This window comes from Pseudomonas sp. Ant30-3 (assembly GCF_000690905.1).
Classification (GTDB): domain Bacteria; phylum Pseudomonadota; class Gammaproteobacteria; order Pseudomonadales; family Pseudomonadaceae; genus Aquipseudomonas.
Genome location: NZ_JMCL01000031.1, coordinates 65,525 through 82,757, shown reverse-complemented (window position 1 = coordinate 82,757; position 17,233 = coordinate 65,525). Strand labels below are relative to the sequence as shown.

17 protein-coding genes are annotated in these 17,233 nt (G+C 60.1%); 14 read left to right on the top strand and 3 right to left on the bottom strand.

The window, feature by feature from the left end; translation table 11 throughout:
- Positions 1-231 precede the first annotated feature (231 nt).
- Positions 232-1,641 carry an MATE family efflux transporter gene (locus DU29_RS0108950; protein WP_028621436.1) on the top strand — a complete coding sequence of 470 codons (1,410 nt, stop codon included), beginning with the start codon at positions 232-234 and terminating at the stop codon, positions 1,639-1,641.
- Here DU29_RS0108950 and tusA read toward each other — a convergent pair.
- Positions 1,638-1,889: a sulfurtransferase TusA gene (tusA, locus tag DU29_RS0108945; RefSeq protein WP_028621435.1), complete on the bottom strand. Its 252-nt coding sequence runs from the start codon at positions 1,887-1,889 to the stop codon at positions 1,638-1,640. The genes DU29_RS0108950 and tusA overlap by 4 nt on opposite strands.
- 174 nt (positions 1,890-2,063) lie before the next feature.
- Positions 2,064-3,137 (bottom strand): 23S rRNA (cytidine(2498)-2'-O)-methyltransferase RlmM, encoded by a 1,074-nt coding sequence (gene rlmM, locus DU29_RS0108940; protein WP_028621434.1) that lies wholly within the window; start codon positions 3,135-3,137, stop codon positions 2,064-2,066.
- A 210-nt stretch (positions 3,138-3,347) separates the two neighbouring features.
- On the opposite strand from rlmM, the gene acnA reads away from it, so the two are divergent.
- The 5 genes from acnA (at position 3,348) to DU29_RS01000000129710 (ending at position 9,501) form a co-directional block, all read left to right on the top strand.
- Positions 3,348-6,089, top strand: coding sequence for an aconitate hydratase AcnA (acnA, locus tag DU29_RS0108935; protein WP_028621433.1), 2,742 nt, complete (start codon positions 3,348-3,350; stop codon positions 6,087-6,089).
- A gap of 147 nt (positions 6,090-6,236) precedes the next feature.
- Positions 6,237-7,028 carry a CPBP family intramembrane glutamic endopeptidase gene (locus DU29_RS0108930; protein ID WP_028621432.1) on the top strand — a complete coding sequence of 264 codons (792 nt, stop codon included), beginning with the start codon at positions 6,237-6,239 and terminating at the stop codon, positions 7,026-7,028.
- A gap of 104 nt (positions 7,029-7,132) precedes the next feature.
- Positions 7,133-8,698: a methyl-accepting chemotaxis protein gene (locus tag DU29_RS0108925; RefSeq protein WP_028621431.1), complete on the top strand. Its 1,566-nt coding sequence runs from the start codon at positions 7,133-7,135 to the stop codon at positions 8,696-8,698.
- A 238-nt stretch (positions 8,699-8,936) separates the two neighbouring features.
- Positions 8,937-9,083, top strand: a complete 147-nt coding sequence (locus DU29_RS1000000132980; RefSeq protein WP_177326950.1) for a hypothetical protein — start codon at positions 8,937-8,939, stop codon at positions 9,081-9,083.
- A gap of 136 nt (positions 9,084-9,219) precedes the next feature.
- Positions 9,220-9,501, top strand: a complete 282-nt coding sequence (locus tag DU29_RS01000000129710; RefSeq protein WP_236645594.1) for a hypothetical protein — start codon at positions 9,220-9,222, stop codon at positions 9,499-9,501.
- Positions 9,502-9,541: 40 nt separating this feature from the next.
- On the opposite strand, the gene DU29_RS0108910 is transcribed toward DU29_RS01000000129710, so the two are convergent.
- Positions 9,542-10,222, bottom strand: coding sequence for an alpha/beta family hydrolase (locus tag DU29_RS0108910; RefSeq protein ID WP_028621430.1), 681 nt, complete (start codon positions 10,220-10,222; stop codon positions 9,542-9,544).
- A gap of 96 nt (positions 10,223-10,318) precedes the next feature.
- Between DU29_RS0108910 and ccoN (DU29_RS0108905) the strand changes: the two genes are divergently transcribed.
- The 8 genes from ccoN (DU29_RS0108905) (at position 10,319) to ccoP (DU29_RS0108870) (ending at position 17,230) form a co-directional block, all read left to right on the top strand.
- The gene (ccoN, locus tag DU29_RS0108905; protein ID WP_028621429.1) at positions 10,319-11,743 is read left to right on the top strand and encodes a cytochrome-c oxidase, cbb3-type subunit I; all 1,425 of its coding nucleotides are present in this window, start codon (positions 10,319-10,321) and stop codon (positions 11,741-11,743) included.
- Between the two features lie 10 nt (positions 11,744-11,753).
- Positions 11,754-12,362 (top strand): cytochrome-c oxidase, cbb3-type subunit II, encoded by a 609-nt coding sequence (gene ccoO, locus DU29_RS0108900; protein ID WP_028621428.1) that lies wholly within the window; start codon positions 11,754-11,756, stop codon positions 12,360-12,362.
- Positions 12,363-12,365: 3 nt separating this feature from the next.
- A complete protein-coding gene (locus tag DU29_RS0108895; protein WP_442961285.1) occupies positions 12,366-12,575 on the top strand; it encodes a cbb3-type cytochrome oxidase subunit 3 in 210 nt (69 codons plus the stop codon).
- A complete protein-coding gene (ccoP, locus tag DU29_RS0108890; protein ID WP_028621426.1) occupies positions 12,572-13,525 on the top strand; it encodes a cytochrome-c oxidase, cbb3-type subunit III in 954 nt (317 codons plus the stop codon). The genes DU29_RS0108895 and ccoP (DU29_RS0108890) overlap by 4 nt, the downstream gene beginning before the upstream one ends.
- A 483-nt stretch (positions 13,526-14,008) precedes the next feature.
- On the top strand, positions 14,009-15,451 hold the full coding sequence (gene ccoN, locus DU29_RS0108885) for a cytochrome-c oxidase, cbb3-type subunit I (RefSeq protein WP_028621425.1): 1,443 nt from the start codon (positions 14,009-14,011) through the stop codon (positions 15,449-15,451).
- A complete protein-coding gene (gene ccoO, locus DU29_RS0108880; RefSeq protein ID WP_028621424.1) occupies positions 15,451-16,059 on the top strand; it encodes a cytochrome-c oxidase, cbb3-type subunit II in 609 nt (202 codons plus the stop codon). The genes ccoN (DU29_RS0108885) and ccoO (DU29_RS0108880) overlap by 1 nt, the downstream gene beginning before the upstream one ends.
- Positions 16,060-16,064: 5 nt before the next feature.
- Positions 16,065-16,250, top strand: a complete 186-nt coding sequence (locus tag DU29_RS0108875; protein WP_003175465.1) for a CcoQ/FixQ family Cbb3-type cytochrome c oxidase assembly chaperone — start codon at positions 16,065-16,067, stop codon at positions 16,248-16,250.
- Positions 16,247-17,230: a cytochrome-c oxidase, cbb3-type subunit III gene (gene ccoP, locus DU29_RS0108870; RefSeq protein WP_028621423.1), complete on the top strand. Its 984-nt coding sequence runs from the start codon at positions 16,247-16,249 to the stop codon at positions 17,228-17,230. Before DU29_RS0108875 ends, ccoP (DU29_RS0108870) begins: the two co-directional genes overlap by 4 nt.
- Positions 17,231-17,233: the final 3 nt, after the last annotated feature.

Here is a 17,233-nt window from a genome sequence, read left to right as displayed (position 1 = left end):
AGGGAGCTTGCTCCCGCTGGACTGCGCAGCAGTCCCCCACTTGAGCGACCTTAACCAGCAGGCACACCGCATGTGAGGTTGGGACTGCTGCGCAGTCCAGCGGGAGCAAGCTCCCTCGCCACAACGGTGCTATCGATGATTACAAATCGCTAACACAGGTCTTTTCCTGACCGATGCGTCAAGGCGTAGAATGGGCCGCCTGTGTGCATAATTTTTCTGGACGCTCTGCCCTTGAATGCCGTGACTGAACGCTCTGACGCCGCCCCCCTCACCCGCCCTGCCCGAGTTCGCCTGGAGCTGAGAAACCTGCTCGGCCTGGCGCTGCCGATCATGGTCGCGCAGCTGGCGACCACCGCGATGGGTTTCGTCGACGCGGTGATGGCCGGCCGGGTCGGGCCGCGAGATCTGGCGGCGGTGGCCCTGGGCAACTCGATCTGGGTGCCGGTGTTTCTGCTGATGACCGGCACACTGCTGGCGACCACGCCGAAAGTCGCCCAACGCTTCGGTGCCGGCACCCACAGCGAGATCGGTCCGATCGTGCGCCAGGCCCTGTGGCTGGCGCTGGTCGTGGGCGTGCTGGCGACCGCCATGCTGCTTGGCGCCGAGCCGATTCTGCACATCATGAACGTCGATCCCGAACTGATCGGTCCCTGCATGCAATACCTGCACGGCATCGCCAGCGGCTTGCCCGCGGTGGCGATCTATCATGTGCTGCGCTGTTTCAGTGACGGCCTCGGGCGTACGCGGCCGGCGATGGTCCTGGGTCTGTGCGGGCTGGCGCTGAATATTCCGCTGAACTACATCTTCATTTATGGCCATTTTGGCGTGCCGGCCATGGGCGGCGTCGGCTGCGGCTGGGCCACGGCGATTGTCATGTGGGTGATGGCGCTGGGCATGGCGGGCTGGGAACGCTGGGCGCCGGCGTATCAGTCGAGTCAATTGTTCAGTCGTTTCGACTGGCCGCAATGGACGGTGATCAAGCGTCTGCTGAGCATTGGTTTGCCGATCGGCATCGCGGTGTTCGCCGAATCGAGCATCTTCGCGGTGATCGCGCTGTTGATCGGCAGCCTCGGCGCAACGGTGGTCGCCGGGCATCAGATCGCGCTGAACTTCAGCTCGCTGGTGTTCATGATCCCCTACTCCCTGGGCATGGCCGTGACCGTTCGCGTCGGTCAGGCGCTCGGGCGTCAGCAGCCGCGTGAAGCGCGCTTCGCTGCCGGTGTCGGCATGGGCACGGCGCTGGCCTACGCGTGTATTTCCGCGAGCATGATGCTGTTGCTGCGCGAGCAGATCGCGACCATCTACACGGCTGATCCGACGGTGATTCACGTGGCGGCGATGCTGATTGTGTACTCGGCGCTGCTCCAGTTTTCCGACGCGATTCAGGTGACGGCGGCCGGCGCGCTGCGCGGCTATCAGGACACGCGGGTGACGATGATCCTGACCCTGTTTGCCTATTGGGGCATCGGTTTGCCGGTGGGCCACATTCTGGGGCTGACCGACTGGTTCGGCACGCCGAGCGGCCCGAGCGGGCTGTGGCAGGGTTTGATCGTCGGTTTGAGTTGCGCGGCGCTGATGCTGTCGATCCGCCTGACGCGCAGTGCACGCAAGAGGATCCGCATCAGCAGTTCGGCGGGTTAAGCGAGTTTCTTGCGGATCCAGTAGAGGTAGGTGCCTGCCTCTTCGTGCTGCGCGACCAGCTCGTGGTCGAGGAATACGCAAAACTTGGGGATATCGCGACGGGTCGACGGGTCGGTGGCAATTACCTTGAGCAAGCCGCCGGGCGTCAGGTCACGGATGTGCTGGTGCAGCATCATCACCGGTTCCGGGCAGTTGAGACCGGTGGCGTCGAGGGTGCCGTCTACCGGCGTATCAAACATTTCACTCATGATTCACTCCTGAAACTGGCCGGCATTGTCGCGCAATGCCGGGTTAACAGTCATCTGTGGCAAACACCCAACCTGTAGGAGCCGGCTTGCTGGCGAAACGGGCGCCGCGGTGGGTCGTATACACCGCGTAACGGCCATCGCCGGCAAGCCGGCTCCTACAGAGTTTGCGTCCAGTCAGCGGGATTTGGGCTTCTTCACATCCAGCCGACGCAAATGGCAGGTCACTTCTTCCCGATCGTGATACAGCTGCTTGCAGCCGATCTCGACCCGGATCCCGCGCTCTTTGAAGCCATCGGCGATGCGTTCGAGCAAGCGTTTCACTTCGGCATAACGTTGTTTCATCGGCAACTTGAGGTTGACCACCGCCTCGCGACAATGTCCCTCGCCGATCCACTCCTCCAGCATCGCCGCGTTGCGCGCAGGTTTCTCGACGATATCGCAAACCATCCAGTCCACCGGCTGACGAGGCTTGTAGGTGAAGCCGTCGGCCATCAGGTGTTGTACCAGCCCGGTGTCCATCAGGCTTTCCGCCATGGGACCGTTATCAATGGCGGTCACCAGCATGCCGCGATTGACCAGTTGCCAGGTCCAGCCGCCAGGCGCGGCGCCGAGGTCGACGCCGGTCATGTCGCTGTGCAGGCGCTCGTCCCACTGATCACGCGGGATGAAGTGGTGCCACGCCTCTTCCAGCTTCAGCGTCGATCGGCTCGGTGCCTCACGCGGAAACTTCAGGCGCGGAATGCCCATCGGCCACATCGCCGAGTTGTTCGACTCGGCCAGGCCCATGAATACTTCACGGCCGCTTTTGAAGGTCAGCAACAAACGCGGCTTGTGCGCATCGTCCACCAGTTTGCCGGCCGCCATCAGCGCTTTGCGCAGGTGGCCTTCAAACTTCTTGCAGAAGTTCGACAGTTCCTTGCCGTCGTTGGTGTCGACCATCTCCAGCCACAAACTGCCGCACAACGGGAGATCGGCCATGTGCGCAAGGATCACGCTAATGCGATCGGTTTCCGGCAAATCAATAAACATTCCGCGCGCCCACTGACGCGGGAAAATCAGCTCGGCGAAACGCTGGCCGCGCATCAGGCGCTCGGCGCCGTCTTCTTCGGTGCAGATGAATTCGGCGCAGGCGCTGGCGGTCTTGGCCTTGGTATAACCGGCCACGTTCAGCCGCGCGGCGTGCTCGGAAATCTCCGAGCAGACTTCGCCTTCGAAGCCCGGTCGGCAATGCATAAAGAGGGTGTTCATCAAATCTCCTGGGCAATCGGCAAACCATCGATGCGCAAACTTGCCCTGTAGCAAAGCCTGTCACGAAAACCGGCGCATGATAGCCGAGTTCGGAACCCTGGATGCGCTCATAGAGTCCAGTTATTAGCCAGCTACTTAAAACAGGGCTAGCTTTAATGCTCTGTCCGTCCCCTCAGTCCGTAGCCGTGCGGACTCAAAGGAGTGATCGTAATGCCGTCTGTTAATAGCCTGAATAGTCTTAAAACCTTACAAGTCGACGACAAGACCTACCATTATTTCAGCCTGCCCGACGCTGCCAAGAGCCTCGGTGATCTCGACAAGCTGCCGATGTCGTTGAAGGTCCTGCTGGAAAACCTCCTCCGGTGGGAAGACGAAAAAACCGTCACCGGTGCCGATCTGCGGGCGATTGCCGCCTGGCTCAAGGAGCGTCGCTCGGACCGGGAAATTCAGTACCGCCCGGCGCGGGTATTGATGCAGGACTTCACCGGTGTACCGGCCGTGGTCGACCTCGCCGCCATGCGCGCGGCGATGGCCAAGGCTGGCGGCGATCCGCAGCGGATCAATCCGCTGTCGCCAGTGGATCTGGTGATAGACCACTCGGTGATGGTCGACAAATTCGGCAGCGCCAGCGCGTTCGAGCAGAACGTCGACATCGAAATGCAGCGCAACGGCGAGCGTTACGCCTTCCTGCGCTGGGGGCAGAGCGCCTTCGATAATTTCAGCGTGGTGCCACCGGGCACCGGCATTTGCCATCAGGTGAACCTGGAATACCTCGGCCGCACGGTCTGGACCAAAGACGAGGACGGTCGTACCTATGCGTTTCCCGACACGCTGGTCGGCACCGATTCCCACACCACCATGATCAATGGCCTCGGCGTCCTCGGCTGGGGCGTCGGCGGCATCGAAGCGGAAGCGGCGATGCTCGGGCAACCGGTGTCGATGCTGATTCCGGAAGTGATCGGTTTCAAACTCACCGGCAAGTTGCGCGAGGGCATCACGGCGACCGACCTGGTGCTGACCGTCACGCAGATGCTGCGCAAGAAAGGCGTGGTCGGCAAATTCGTCGAGTTCTACGGTGATGGCCTCGCCGACCTGCCCCTGGCCGACCGCGCGACCATCGCCAACATGGCCCCGGAATACGGCGCTACCTGCGGTTTCTTCCCGGTCGACGACGTGACCCTGGAATACCTGCGCCTGTCCGGTCGTCCGCTGGAAACGGTGAAACTGGTCGAGGCCTACAGCAAAGCGCAAGGTCTGTGGCGGCTGCCCGGCACCGAACCGGCGTTCACCGACAGCCTGGCCCTGGACATGGGCAGCGTCGAAGCAAGTCTGGCCGGGCCGAAACGCCCGCAGGATCGCGTCTCGCTGCCGAATGTCGCGCAAGCGTTCAACGAATTCATCGAACTGCAATTCAAACCCGCCAGCAAGGAAGTAGGCCGCTTGGAGAGTGAAGGCGGCGGCGGTGTTGCAGTGGGTAACGCTGATCTCGTCGGCGAAACCGATTACGAATACGACGGCCGAACTTATCGTTTGAAGAACGGCGCGGTGGTGATTGCTGCGATCACCTCTTGCACCAACACCTCCAACCCGAGCGTGATGATGGCCGCCGGGCTGGTGGCGAAAAAAGCTGTGGAAAAAGGCCTGACCCGCAAACCCTGGGTGAAGAGTTCGCTCGCGCCCGGCTCGAAAGTGGTCACCGACTATTACAAGGCTGCAGGGCTGACCCAGTATCTGGACCAACTCGGTTTCGATCTGGTCGGTTATGGCTGCACCACGTGCATCGGCAACTCCGGGCCATTGCCGGAACCCATCGAGAAAGCCATCCAGAAGGCTGACCTCACAGTCGCTTCCGTGTTGTCGGGTAACCGCAACTTCGAAGGCCGCGTGCACCCGCTGGTGAAAACCAACTGGCTGGCCTCGCCGCCCTTGGTGGTCGCTTACGCGTTGGCCGGTACGGTGCGCACCGACATCAGCAGCGAGCCGTTGGGCAATGACCAAGATGGCAACCCGGTCTACCTGCGTGACATCTGGCCCAGCAGCGAAGAAATCGCCGAAGCGGTGAATCAAGTCAACACCGCCATGTTCCACAAGGAATATGCCGAAGTGTTCGCCGGTGACGAGCAATGGCAGGCGATCGAAGTGCCGCAGGCGGCGACGTATGTCTGGCAGGACGATTCGACGTACATCCAGCATCCGCCGTTCTTTGATGACATTGGTGGCCCGCCGCCGGTGATCAAGGACGTCGCGGGCGCCAGGGTGCTTGCGCTGCTCGGTGACTCGGTGACCACCGACCACATCTCCCCGGCCGGCAACATCAAGACTGAAAGCCCGGCCGGCCAGTACCTGCGCGACAAAGGCGTGGAGCCGCGCGACTTCAATTCCTACGGTTCGCGGCGCGGCAACCATGAAGTGATGATGCGCGGCACCTTCGCCAACATCCGCATTCGCAACGAGATGCTTGGCGGCGAGGAAGGCGGCAACACGATCTACATCCCTACCGGCGAACGGATGGCGATCTACGACGCCGCCATGCGTTACCAAGCAGCGGGCACGCCGCTGGTGGTCATCGCCGGACAAGAATATGGCACCGGATCGAGCCGTGACTGGGCGGCCAAAGGCACCAACCTGCTTGGTGTGAAAGCCGTTATCGCCGAAAGTTTTGAGCGGATTCACCGCTCGAACCTGGTGGGTATGGGCGTACTGCCGCTGCAATTCAAACTGGATCAGAATCGCAAGAGCCTGAACCTCACTGGCAAGGAGACGCTGGATATTCTTGGCCTGACAGGCGTTGAGCTGACGCCGAGGATGAACCTGACGCTGGTGATCACCCGCGAAGACGGCCGCCGTGAAAAAATCGAGGTGCTGTGCCGGATCGACACGTTGAATGAAGTGGAATACTTCAAGTCGGGCGGGATTCTGCATTACGTACTGCGGCAGTTGATCGCGTCGTGATTGTCCGCTGACAACAGCACCGCCTTCGGGCGGTGTTTTTGTTTATGGCCGCAGGTCCCTATAATCCGGCACCGTTTCGCGAGCAACACTAACTCCCCCTGTAGGGAAATGAGTGGTGCCTGCGGAATCTTGACACTAGGACATCAAATGCCCGCCCTGCCATGGACGTATCTCGCCCTCCTCTCCCTCGGCTACGCACTCGCGCTGATCTTCGGCCAACTGAGCTGGCTCGCCACACTTTCGGTGGTGTTGCTGCTGATCGCCGCCGTTGCCGTGCGCCAGCGGGAGATTCGCATTGCGCCTTACCTCGGTCACGCACTGTTCCTGTTCATGGCATTGGCGCTGGCGTTGCACTGGTTGCCGGGTTTTCACGGTGGTCGTGTCATCGCGCCACAGCGTTTTACCGATGATGCGGTGCGTTTCGCCATGTACCTGAACCTGGACAAACCGCTGATTGGTTTCTGGTTATTGCTGGTCTGCCCATGGATCGTCGGCCGGCGCTCACTGCGCCTTTCCTGTTATGCCACGGCGCTGGGCCTGGTGTTGAGCAGCGTGCTGGCGCTGGGCGGCGCGCTGTTGCTGGGGCTGATCAGTTGGGCGCCGAAATGGCCCGATCAGGCGTGGCTGTGGGTGCTCAATAACCTGCTGCTGGTGACGCTGGTCGAGGAGGCACTGTTTCGCGGCTACATTCAGGGCGGTCTGAGCCGGCGCTTCAAGCACTTGCCTTATGGCGAGGATCTGGCGTTGCTGCTCGCATCCTTGCTGTTTGGCCTGGTGCACGCAGGCGCGGGCTGGCAGTGGGTGTTGCTGTCCGGGCTGGCCGGGCTAGGTTATGGGCTGGCTTACCGGTTCGGTGGGCTCGGGGCAGCCATCGCCACCCATTTCGGCTTGAACTTGCTGCACTTCGGCCTTTTTACCTACCCGATGCTCGCCGGCTGACGCAACGCTGGTTTTGCGACGCGCCGCTGATTATTGAAAAATTAACTTCAATAAATTCCTGACGGCGCCGACAACCTCCCAAAGCCTCACGGATTGAAAAAGCCATGCGCAACAACCAGCCTGTTACACAACGCGAACGGACTTTTCCGGCTCAGCAGCGGTTGATTTCCACCACCGATGCCAAGGGCGTGATCACCTACTGCAACGACGCCTTCGTCGAGATCAGCGGATTTTCGCGTGACGAACTGATCCGTGCGCCGCATAACCAGGTCCGTCACCCCGACGTGCCGGCCGCGGTGTTCGCGCACATGTGGGGCACATTGAAACAAGGCCTGCCATGGATGGGCATCGTCAAGAACCGCTGCAAGACCGGCGACCATTACTGGGTTAACGCCTACGTGACGCCGGTGTTTGAAGGCAAGCAGGTGATCGGTTACGAATCGGTTCGGGTTAAACCGACTGCCGAGCAGATTCGCCGTGCCGAAGCGCTTTATCAACGCATCAACCAGGGCAAGTCGGCCATTCCTTCGACGGACAAATGGCTGCCGGTGCTTCAGGACTGGCTGCCGTTCATTCTGGTCAGCCAGTTGAGCTTCATGATCGGCGCGACGCTTACCTCGCAATGGGGTTTTGCGTTGGCGGCGGGCCTGTCGGTGCCACTGGGCCTGCTGGGCTTGAGCTGGCAACAGCGTGGCCTCAAGCGCTTGCTGCGATTGGCTGAACAGACCACCTCCGACCCGCTGATCGCGCAGATGTACACCGACAGCCGCGGCGCTCAGGCACGTCTGGAAATGTCGATTCTCAGTCAGGAAGCCCGCCTGAGAACCTGTCTGACCCGTCTGCAGGACACTGCCGAGCACCTGACCGAGCAAGCGAAACAGTCCGACACGCTCGCACATAACAGCTCTACCGGGCTGGAACGTCAGCGCGTGGAAACCGAGCAGGTCGCCACCGCCGTCAACCAAATGGCCGCCACCACCCAGGAAGTCGCCAGCCACGTGCAACGCACGGCCGACGCCACTCAGGAAGCCAATCGCCTGACCGGACGTGGTCGCGACATTGCCGGGGAAACCCGCGAGGCCATTCAGCGGTTGTCGGTGGTGGTTGGCGAAACCGGCCAAACCGTCACGCAACTGGCCAAGGACAGCGATGAAATCGGCGGCGTGGTCGACGTGATCAAAGGCATCGCCGACCAGACCAATCTGCTGGCACTCAACGCAGCGATCGAAGCGGCGCGCGCCGGCGAGATGGGTCGCGGCTTTGCGGTGGTGGCTGACGAAGTTCGCCAACTGGCGCAGCGCACTAGCGAGTCGACCGGACAGATTCACGCGCTGATCGCCAAGTTGCAGCACACCGCGAGCACTGCCGTGCAAACCATGGAAGCCGGACATCGTCAGGCTGAAGAAGGTGTGGCGCGAGTGCTGGAAGCGGATCAGGCGCTGGTGGGGATCAGCGAAGCGGTGGCGAACATCACCGACATGACCACGCAAATTGCGGCGGCAACGGAAGAGCAAAGCGCAGTGGCTGAGGAGATCAGTCGCAACATCAGCAATATTTCGCAACTGGCCGATCAAACGTCCGAGCAGGCGCAACACTCGGCGCTGCTGAGTGAAGAACTGACGAAGACGGCGAATACCCAGTATTCGCTGGTGGAGCGGTTTAACCGCTGATAGATACTGGAAAACAAAACCCGGACGGCGAAAGCTTCCGGGTTTTTTATTGTCGGTTCTGAATGAAATGTCCGGCAAATTCTTCTGATTTCCCAAGCCTAGAAATTCATGGGCTAAAGCCTACAACCAAGCCAGAATCCACCGACTTGTCTGTTTCAGAGACGAGCTCTATTGTTTGCCGCTCAAAACTTATTCACATAAGCTGGTCAGCATGAATACACATCCTTCGGAGGCTCCGATGGCCACCACCAGAAAGACCGACAAACCCGGCAAAAAGGAAGTTCGTGGTGAACTGACGTTCCTGGATGTTCGGCAGGCCGCGCGTGATGGGCAGAAGGTGTTCGATAAATTTGTGATCAGTGGCGGGCTACCCATTACGAAGTAGGCCTGAATGCCAGCGGTCAAAATTTCTGCTCTTTTTGAACAAATCAGTAACTGGCAAAATTTCGCCGCACACTTTCAAGATATGCAGTGAGTTACCCGGTATTTTTGGCCGGGATGAACGACTCGACTTAGGCTTCATGCACCACATCCACCTTGCGTCCACTCGATCGATACAACTGCGCTGGGCCAAAATCGATCGCCAGTATTACCGCACCGCTGCACGCGGCGACGCTGCCAATGATTTCTGGCTGATCTACGCCTATGACACTTTCCGTGATGAGTATTTGCTCTTGACGGTCACAGGTCCAGACGCCCTAACCGAGGAGAATGGGGTTCATTTCTTCGAACGATACAGTGCGAAATTGTCGAACCACTGGATAGTGGGCAAGCTTCATTTTCCTGACCTGAATGACTTCTAGCTCCAGACAAGGGCTGATCGGTGGATCGGCCTTGGCGCAATCATCGGTGCAAAAAACTGACCACGGCCTGCGCAGCCGCCGCCAAATGCTGCTCATGGGTAAACCCCGAAACCTTCAACGGCTTCAAGTCATGATCCCCCGCGGCTAACCAAAACACCTCGATCTGCGCCGATAACTCATACCCTTCAACCGTCTCGCGATTGCCCAGCGCATCCCTTTCGCCTTGCACAATCAGCGTCGGCGTTTTCAAAGTGGCCAGATGCTCAACCCGAGGTTTCTCCGGTTTTCCCGCCGCGTAAAACGGATACCCCAGGCACACCAGCGCATCCGCGCCCAATTCATCCGCGAGCAAACTGGCCATCCGCCCGCCCATGGATTTGCCGCCGACTGCTAACTGCCCAGTGACATGGCGTCGCACCACGGCGTACACCTCACGCCAGCATTCCAGCAGTTTCGGCGCAGGGTTGGGTGGCCGTCTGCCGCCGTCGACACGCCGTTGCGCCATGTATGGAAACTCGAAGCGCAGCACGTTGATCCCATGCGCAGCAAGGCGTCCAGCCATGTCGTTCATCCAGGCACTGTCCATCGGCGCGCCGGCCCCATGGGCCAGAATCAGCGTGGCCGAGGCCGGTCCCGCCGCTGCGTTCCACAGCCAGCCATGTTCGCGCACACACTGCGCCCATTGATCCCCGTCAATACTGGCCTTGTGCTGTTTGGTCATGCTTGCCTCGCTTTTAGTCTGCCTATAACTCCAGACAAGGGACGCGCTGCTTTATCGCAAGCGCGATCACCTCGACTGAACCGTGGATGGGGAACCATGAACACTTCTATCAGTACCGCCTACAACTACAAGGTGGTCCGCCAATTCGCCATTATGACGGTGGTGTGGGGCATCGTCGGCATGGGGCTCGGGGTTTTTCTCGCGGCTCAATTGGTCTGGCCCGAACTCAATTTCGATTTGCCGTGGACCAGTTTCGGCCGCCTGCGCCCATTGCACACCAACGCGGTGATCTTTGCTTTTGGAGGCTGCGCGCTGTTCGCCAGCTCGTTCTACTCGGTGCAGCGCACCTGCCAGGCGCAGTTGTTCGCGCCAAGAATCGCCGCATTCTGCTTTTGGGGCTGGCAAGTGGTGATTCTGCTCGCGGCCATCAGCCTGCCGCTGGGCTACACCAGCTCCAAGGAATACGCCGAACTGGAATGGCCGATCGACATTCTGATCACCATTGTCTGGGTCGCCTACGCCGTGGTGTTCTTCGGCACGATCATGCAGCGCAAGACCAAACACATCTACGTCGGCAACTGGTTTTTCGGGGCGTTCATCGTCACCGTGGCGATTCTGCACATCGTCAACAACCTTGAGCTGCCGGTGAGCTTCGGAAAATCCTATTCGGTGTACGCCGGGGCGACCGACGCCATGGTGCAGTGGTGGTACGGGCACAACGCGGTAGGCTTTTTCCTGACTGCCGGGTTCCTCGGGATGATGTACTACTTCGTGCCGAAACAGGCCGAGCGCCCGGTGTATTCCTATCGCTTGTCGATCGTGCACTTCTGGGCGCTGATCACCCTGTACATCTGGGCCGGCCCGCACCATTTGCACTACACCGCGCTGCCGGACTGGGCGCAGTCGCTGGGCATGGTGATGTCGCTGATCCTGCTGGCACCGAGCTGGGGCGGGATGATCAACGGGATGATGACGCTCTCGGGCGCCTGGCATAAGTTGCGCAGCGATCCGATCCTGCGCTTCCTCGTGGTGTCGCTGGCGTTCTACGGCATGTCGACCTTCGAAGGCCCGATGATGGCGATCAAGACCGTCAATGCCCTCTCCCACTACACCGACTGGACCATCGGCCACGTTCACGCCGGCGCGCTCGGCTGGGTGGCGATGATTTCGATTGGCGCGCTGTACCACATGATTCCGAAAATCTTCGGCCGCGCGCAGATGCATAGCATTGGCCTGATCAACGCGCACTTCTGGCTCGCCACTATCGGCACCGTGCTCTACATCGCCTCGATGTGGGTCAACGGCATCGCCCAGGGCTTGATGTGGCGCGCGATCAACGAAGACGGCACGCTGACCTACTCCTTCGTCGAAACCCTGGTGGCCAGCCACCCGGGCTTCGTCGTGCGACTGGTCGGTGGCGCGATCTTTCTCAGTGGCATGTTCCTGATGGCCTACAACACCTGGCGCACCGTGCGGGCCTCGCAGCCTGCCGAAGTCGCCGCTGCCGCGCAGATGGCTTGAGGAGTCCGCCATGAAACACGAAACAATCGAGAAAAACGTCGGCCTGCTGATGCTGCTGATGGTCCTGGCCGTAAGCATCGGCGGCTTGACCCAGATCGTCCCGCTGTTCTTTCAGGACGTGACCAACAAACCGGTGGAAGGCATGAAGCCGTACACCGCATTGCAACTGGAAGGTCGCGACATTTACATCCGTGAAGGCTGCGTCGGTTGCCACTCGCAAATGATCCGGCCGTTCCGCGCCGAGACCGAGCGCTATGGGCATTACTCGGTGGCCGGAGAGAGCGTATGGGATCACCCGTTTCTGTGGGGCTCCAAGCGCACCGGTCCGGACCTGGCGCGGGTCGGCGGTCGCTATTCCGAAGACTGGCACCGCGCGCATTTGTACAACCCGCGCAACGTCGTGCCGGAATCGAAAATGCCGGCCTATCCGTGGCTGGTGGCCAATCAACTCGACAGCAGCCACACCGAAAGCAAGATCAAGACAATGCGCACCCTCGGCGTGCCGTACACCGACGCAGACATCGCCGGCGCCACGGAATCGCTCAAGGGCAAGACCGAAATGGACGCCTTGGTCGCCTACCTGCAAGTGCTCGGCACTGCGATCAAGAGCAAGAGGTGAGCCATGCCCTTTGAAATCATCAGTGAGATCAGCAGCGGAATGATCCGCGGCCTGGGCACGGTCGTGGTGTTCGTGGCCTTCATCGGGCTGACGTTGTGGGTTTTCAATCGCAAGCGCAATGCGGATTTCGCCGAAGCGCGCCTGTTGCCATTTGCCGACGAGCCACCCACCGACAGCACTCAAGAACCCGTCACGAGGAGCACCCGCCCATGACCACTTTCTGGAGTACGTGGATCTGCGTACTGACCATCGGCAGCCTGATCGGCCTGACCTGGCTGCTGATCGGCACGCGCAAGGGCGAAACCAAGGGCAGCGTCGACCAGACCATGGGCCACAGCTTCGACGGCATCGAGGAGTATGACAATCCGCTGCCGCAGTGGTGGTTCGTGCTGTTCGCCGGCACGCTGGTATTCGCCGTCGGCTATCTGGTGCTTTATCCCGGCCTGGGCAACTGGAAAGGCATTCTGCCAGGGTACGAGGACGGCTGGACCGGCGTCCACGAATGGGAAAGGGAAATGAACAAGGCGGACGCCCGGTTCGGGCCGATCTTCGCCAAATTCGCCGCGATGCCGCTGGAGGAAGTGGCTAAAGATCCGCAGGCGTTGAAAATGGGTGGACGCCTGTTCGCCTCCAACTGCTCCGTGTGCCACGGCTCGGATGCCAAGGGCGCGTTCGGTTTCCCCAACCTCGCCGACAATAACTGGCGCTGGGGCGGCGATGCGCAAATGATCAAGACCACGATCATGGGTGGGCGCATGGCGGCGATGCCGGCCTGGGGTGAGATTCTCGGAGAGGCGGGCGTGAAGAATGTCTCCGCTTATGTACGTCATGAACTGGCCGGGTTGCCGTTGCCAGCGGACACCAGTGCCGATCTGCAGGCCGGGCAGCAAGCGTTCGCCGCCACGTGCACGGCTTGTCATGGAGCCAACGGTCAAGGCACCGAGGCCATGGGCGCGCCGAATCTGACGCAACCGGCCGGCTACATCTACGGGACGAGCCTGGCGCAACTGCAGCAGACCATACGCCATGGTCGTCAGGGTCATATGCCGGCGCAGAACGAGTTGCTCGGCAATGATAAAGTGCAACTGTTGGCGGCTTATGTGTACAGCCTCTCGCATGGGCTGGATACAGAACGCCTGCAGGCTGAACGCAAAAGCGAATAGTTCTCGACCGCTCTACTGCTGCATTCCAGCGGAATGCGGCAGTTCCCTGCCCCTTTGCGACCAAGTGTCGCACCCTCCCTTGGTACGCCTTTCGGTTCCCCGCATTCGGGTCTAAGCTTTCCCCGATGCGGCGAATATCTGCCGGTAAATAGTCGATTTCATCTGATGTGTTTGAACACATTTGCTCAAGGACAGGCCGCAAAGGCAGGTAGTTAACGGCTATGGTGCTCATTACGGACATTATCCTGCCCTCTGCGTTTGAACACACCCCGTTACAGATGACTTGAACCCTCTGACCTGTTCGCTCACTGCGACATTTTGTCCATGGGTAATTTTGCCCTTACGCGGCGCATGGAAAGGCCGCAGAATCAGCTTCTGAAAGCATTGACGCAGGTCATGGCGCGTTGCAATGACCCCCCGCTTTCTACATACTTGCGGCCGATTTTTACTCCTAATAAAACACCCAAACCGTGGAACCTTAGAATGAGCACAGCAATCAGTCCGACTGCTTATAACTATAAGGTAGTCCGCCAGTTCGCCATCATGACGGTGGTCTGGGGGATCCTTGGCATGGGGCTCGGTGTCTTCATCGCCTCGCAACTGGTCTGGCCGGAGTTGAACTTCGGTCTGGCATGGACGAGCTTTGGACGCCTGCGCCCGTTGCACACCAACCTGGTGATTTTTGCCTTCGGTGGTTGTGCACTGTTTGCCACTTCTTATTACGTCGTGCAGCGAACCTGCCAAACGCGACTGATTTCCGACAGCCTTGCGGCCTTCCACTTCTGGGGATGGCAAGCAGTAATCATCGGCGCAATCGTCACCCTGCCGATGGGTCTGACCACCACCAAGGAATACGCCGAGCTGGAATGGCCGCTGGCTATTCTGCTGGCCATTGTGTGGATCGTTTACGCGCTGGTGTTCTTCGGTACCATCGTCAAGCGCAAGACCAAGCATATCTATGTCGGTAACTGGTTCTACGGTGCTTTTATCGTTGTGACGGCGATGCTGCACATCGTCAACCACGCCTCGCTCCCGGTCAGCCTGTTCAAGTCCTACTCCGCCTACTCGGGCGCTACGGATGCGATGATCCAGTGGTGGTACGGCCACAATGCGGTGGGTTTCTTCCTGACCACCGGCTTCCTCGGGATGATGTACTACTTCGTGCCGAAGCAGGCCGAGCGCCCGATCTACTCCTATCGCCTGTCCATCGTGCACTTTTGGGCGCTGATCACCCTGTACATCTGGGCCGGCCCTCACCACTTGCACTACACCGCGCTGCCGGACTGGGCGCAGTCGCTGGGCATGGCGATGTCGATCATCCTGCTGGCTCCAAGCTGGGGCGGCATGATCAACGGCATGATGACCCTGTCGGGCGCCTGGCATAAGTTGCGCACCGACCCGATCCTGCGCTTCCTGGTCGTCTCGCTGGCGTTCTACGGCATGTCGACCTTCGAAGGCCCGATGATGGCCATCAAGACCGTCAACTCGCTTTCGCACTACACCGACTGGACCATCGGCCACGTACACGCCGGCGCGCTCGGCTGGGTAGCGATGATCTCGATCGGCGCGATCTATCACATGATCCCGAAACTGTTCGGTCGTGCGCAGATGCACAGCATCGCGTTGATCAACACGCACTTCTGGCTCGCGACCATCGGTACCGTGCTTTACATCGCGTCGATGTGGGTCAACGGCATTACCCAGGGTCTGATGTGGCGTGCAATCAACGATGACGGCACCCTCACCTACTCGTTCGTCGAAGCGCTGCAAGCCAGTCATCCTGGTTTCATCGTCCGCGCCGTGGGCGGTGCGTTCTTCGCCAGCGGCATGCTGTTCATGGCCTACAACGTATGGCGTACCGTACGTGCCTCGAACCCGGCTGAAGCCAAAGCTGCTGAACAGATTGCTGTAGTTGGAGCTCACTGATGAAGCATGAAGCAGTCGAGAAGAATATTGGCCTGCTGGCCTTCTTCATGGTCATCGCCGTCAGCATCGGCGGCCTGACGCAAATCGTTCCACTGTTTTTCCAGGACGTCACCAACAAGCCGGTTGAAGGCATGAAGCCCCGCACCGCGCTTGAACTGGAAGGCCGCGACGTCTACATGGCCAACGGTTGTGTCGGCTGCCACTCGCAGATGATCCGCCCGTTCCGTGCTGAAACCGAACGCTATGGCCACTATTCGGTAGCCGGTGAAAGCGTCTGGGATCACCCGTTTCTGTGGGGTTCCAAACGCACCGGTCCGGACCTGGCCCGTGTCGGCGGTCGTTACTCCGATGACTGGCAGCGTGCGCATTTGTACAACCCGCGCAACGTAGTGCCGGAGTCGAAAATGCCGGCCTACCCGTTCCTCGTGGAAAACAAGCTCGACGGCAAAGACACCGCGAAGAAAATGGAAGTCTTGCGCACGCTCGGCGTCCCTTACACCGACGAAGACATCGCCGGTGCCAGGGATGCAGTGAAGGGCAAAACCGAAATGGACGCGCTGGTGGCCTATCTGCAAGGCCTGGGCACCATCATCAAAAGCAAACGGTGATTTAGATGGATATCGGGATGATTCGTGGCCTGGGCACCGTTGTTGTAATGGTGGCCTTCATCGGACTGGCGCTGTGGGTGTTCAGCCCCAAGCGCAAGTCGGAGTTTGAAGACGCGACCTTGCTGCCTTTCGCGGATGATCCCGAAGCCATCAAGCACGTCGAGCAAGCTTCTAGGAGTAACAAAGAATGACTACGTTCTGGAGTCTGTACGTCACAGTCCTCAGTCTGGGCACCATCTTCGCCCTGACCTGGCTGCTGCTGTCCACCCGCAAGGGTCAGCGCGCCGAGCAGACGGAAGAAACAGTCGGCCACTCTTTCGACGGGATCGAGGAGTACGACAACCCACTGCCAAAATGGTGGTTCATGCTGTTCGTCGGCACCATCATCTTCGCGCTGGGTTACCTGGTGCTGTACCCGGGCCTGGGCAACTGGAAAGGCCTGCTGCCAGGTTACAACTACCTGGATAACGAGAAGCAGACCGCGTTCGCCAACGGCCAGAGCGGCTGGACCGGCGTTCACGAGTGGGAAAAGGAAATGGCCAAGTCGGACGCCCGTTTCGGGCCGATTTTCGCCAAGTTCGCTTCCATGCCTATCGAAGAAGTCGCCAAGGACCCGCAAGCCCTGAAGATGGGTGGCCGTCTGTTCGCCTCCAACTGCTCGGTCTGCCACGGCTCCGACGCCAAAGGCGCCTATGGCTTCCCGAACCTGACCGACGCCGACTGGCGCTGGGGCGGTGAGGCAGAAACCATCAAGACCAGCATCATGGGCGGCCGTCACGCCGTGATGCCAGCCTGGGCGGAAGTGATCGGCGAGCAAGGCGTGGCTGATGTTGCTGCGTACGTCGTGACCAACCTGGATGGCCGCAAGCTGCCGGAAGGCGCCAAGGCTGACCCGGTCGCCGGGCAGAAATTGTTCGCGGCCAACTGCGTGGCTTGCCACGGTCCTGCCGGTAAAGGCACGCCGGCCATGGGCGCACCTGACCTGACACATCCGGGCGCGTTCATCTACGGCTCGAGCTTCGCACAACTGCAGCAGACCATCCGTTACGGTCGCCAGGGCCAGATGCCTGCGCAGCAGGATTTGCAAGGCAACGACAAGGTTCACCTGCTGGCCGCTTACGTCTACAGCCTCTCGCATGGCGAGAAAGCTCCGGCGGAAGACAAGCAGTAAGGC

Coding starts and splice junctions, on each gene's coding strand:
- tusA (WP_028621435.1), bottom strand. CDS start 1,889: ATGAGTGAAATGTTTGATACGCCGGTAGACGGCACCCTCGACGCCACC.
- rlmM (WP_028621434.1), bottom strand. CDS start 3,137: ATGAACACCCTCTTTATGCATTGCCGACCGGGCTTCGAAGGCGAAGTC.
- acnA (WP_028621433.1), top strand. CDS start 3,348: ATGCCGTCTGTTAATAGCCTGAATAGTCTTAAAACCTTACAAGTCGAC.
- DU29_RS0108930 (WP_028621432.1), top strand. CDS start 6,237: ATGCCCGCCCTGCCATGGACGTATCTCGCCCTCCTCTCCCTCGGCTAC.
- DU29_RS0108925 (WP_028621431.1), top strand. CDS start 7,133: ATGCGCAACAACCAGCCTGTTACACAACGCGAACGGACTTTTCCGGCT.
- DU29_RS1000000132980 (WP_177326950.1), top strand. CDS start 8,937: ATGGCCACCACCAGAAAGACCGACAAACCCGGCAAAAAGGAAGTTCGT.
- DU29_RS01000000129710 (WP_236645594.1), top strand. CDS start 9,220: ATGCACCACATCCACCTTGCGTCCACTCGATCGATACAACTGCGCTGG.
- DU29_RS0108910 (WP_028621430.1), bottom strand. CDS start 10,222: ATGACCAAACAGCACAAGGCCAGTATTGACGGGGATCAATGGGCGCAG.
- ccoN (WP_028621429.1), top strand. CDS start 10,319: ATGAACACTTCTATCAGTACCGCCTACAACTACAAGGTGGTCCGCCAA.
- ccoO (WP_028621428.1), top strand. CDS start 11,754: ATGAAACACGAAACAATCGAGAAAAACGTCGGCCTGCTGATGCTGCTG.
- DU29_RS0108895 (WP_442961285.1), top strand. CDS start 12,366: ATGCCCTTTGAAATCATCAGTGAGATCAGCAGCGGAATGATCCGCGGC.
- ccoP (WP_028621426.1), top strand. CDS start 12,572: ATGACCACTTTCTGGAGTACGTGGATCTGCGTACTGACCATCGGCAGC.
- ccoN (WP_028621425.1), top strand. CDS start 14,009: ATGAGCACAGCAATCAGTCCGACTGCTTATAACTATAAGGTAGTCCGC.
- ccoO (WP_028621424.1), top strand. CDS start 15,451: ATGAAGCATGAAGCAGTCGAGAAGAATATTGGCCTGCTGGCCTTCTTC.
- DU29_RS0108875 (WP_003175465.1), top strand. CDS start 16,065: ATGGATATCGGGATGATTCGTGGCCTGGGCACCGTTGTTGTAATGGTG.
- ccoP (WP_028621423.1), top strand. CDS start 16,247: ATGACTACGTTCTGGAGTCTGTACGTCACAGTCCTCAGTCTGGGCACC.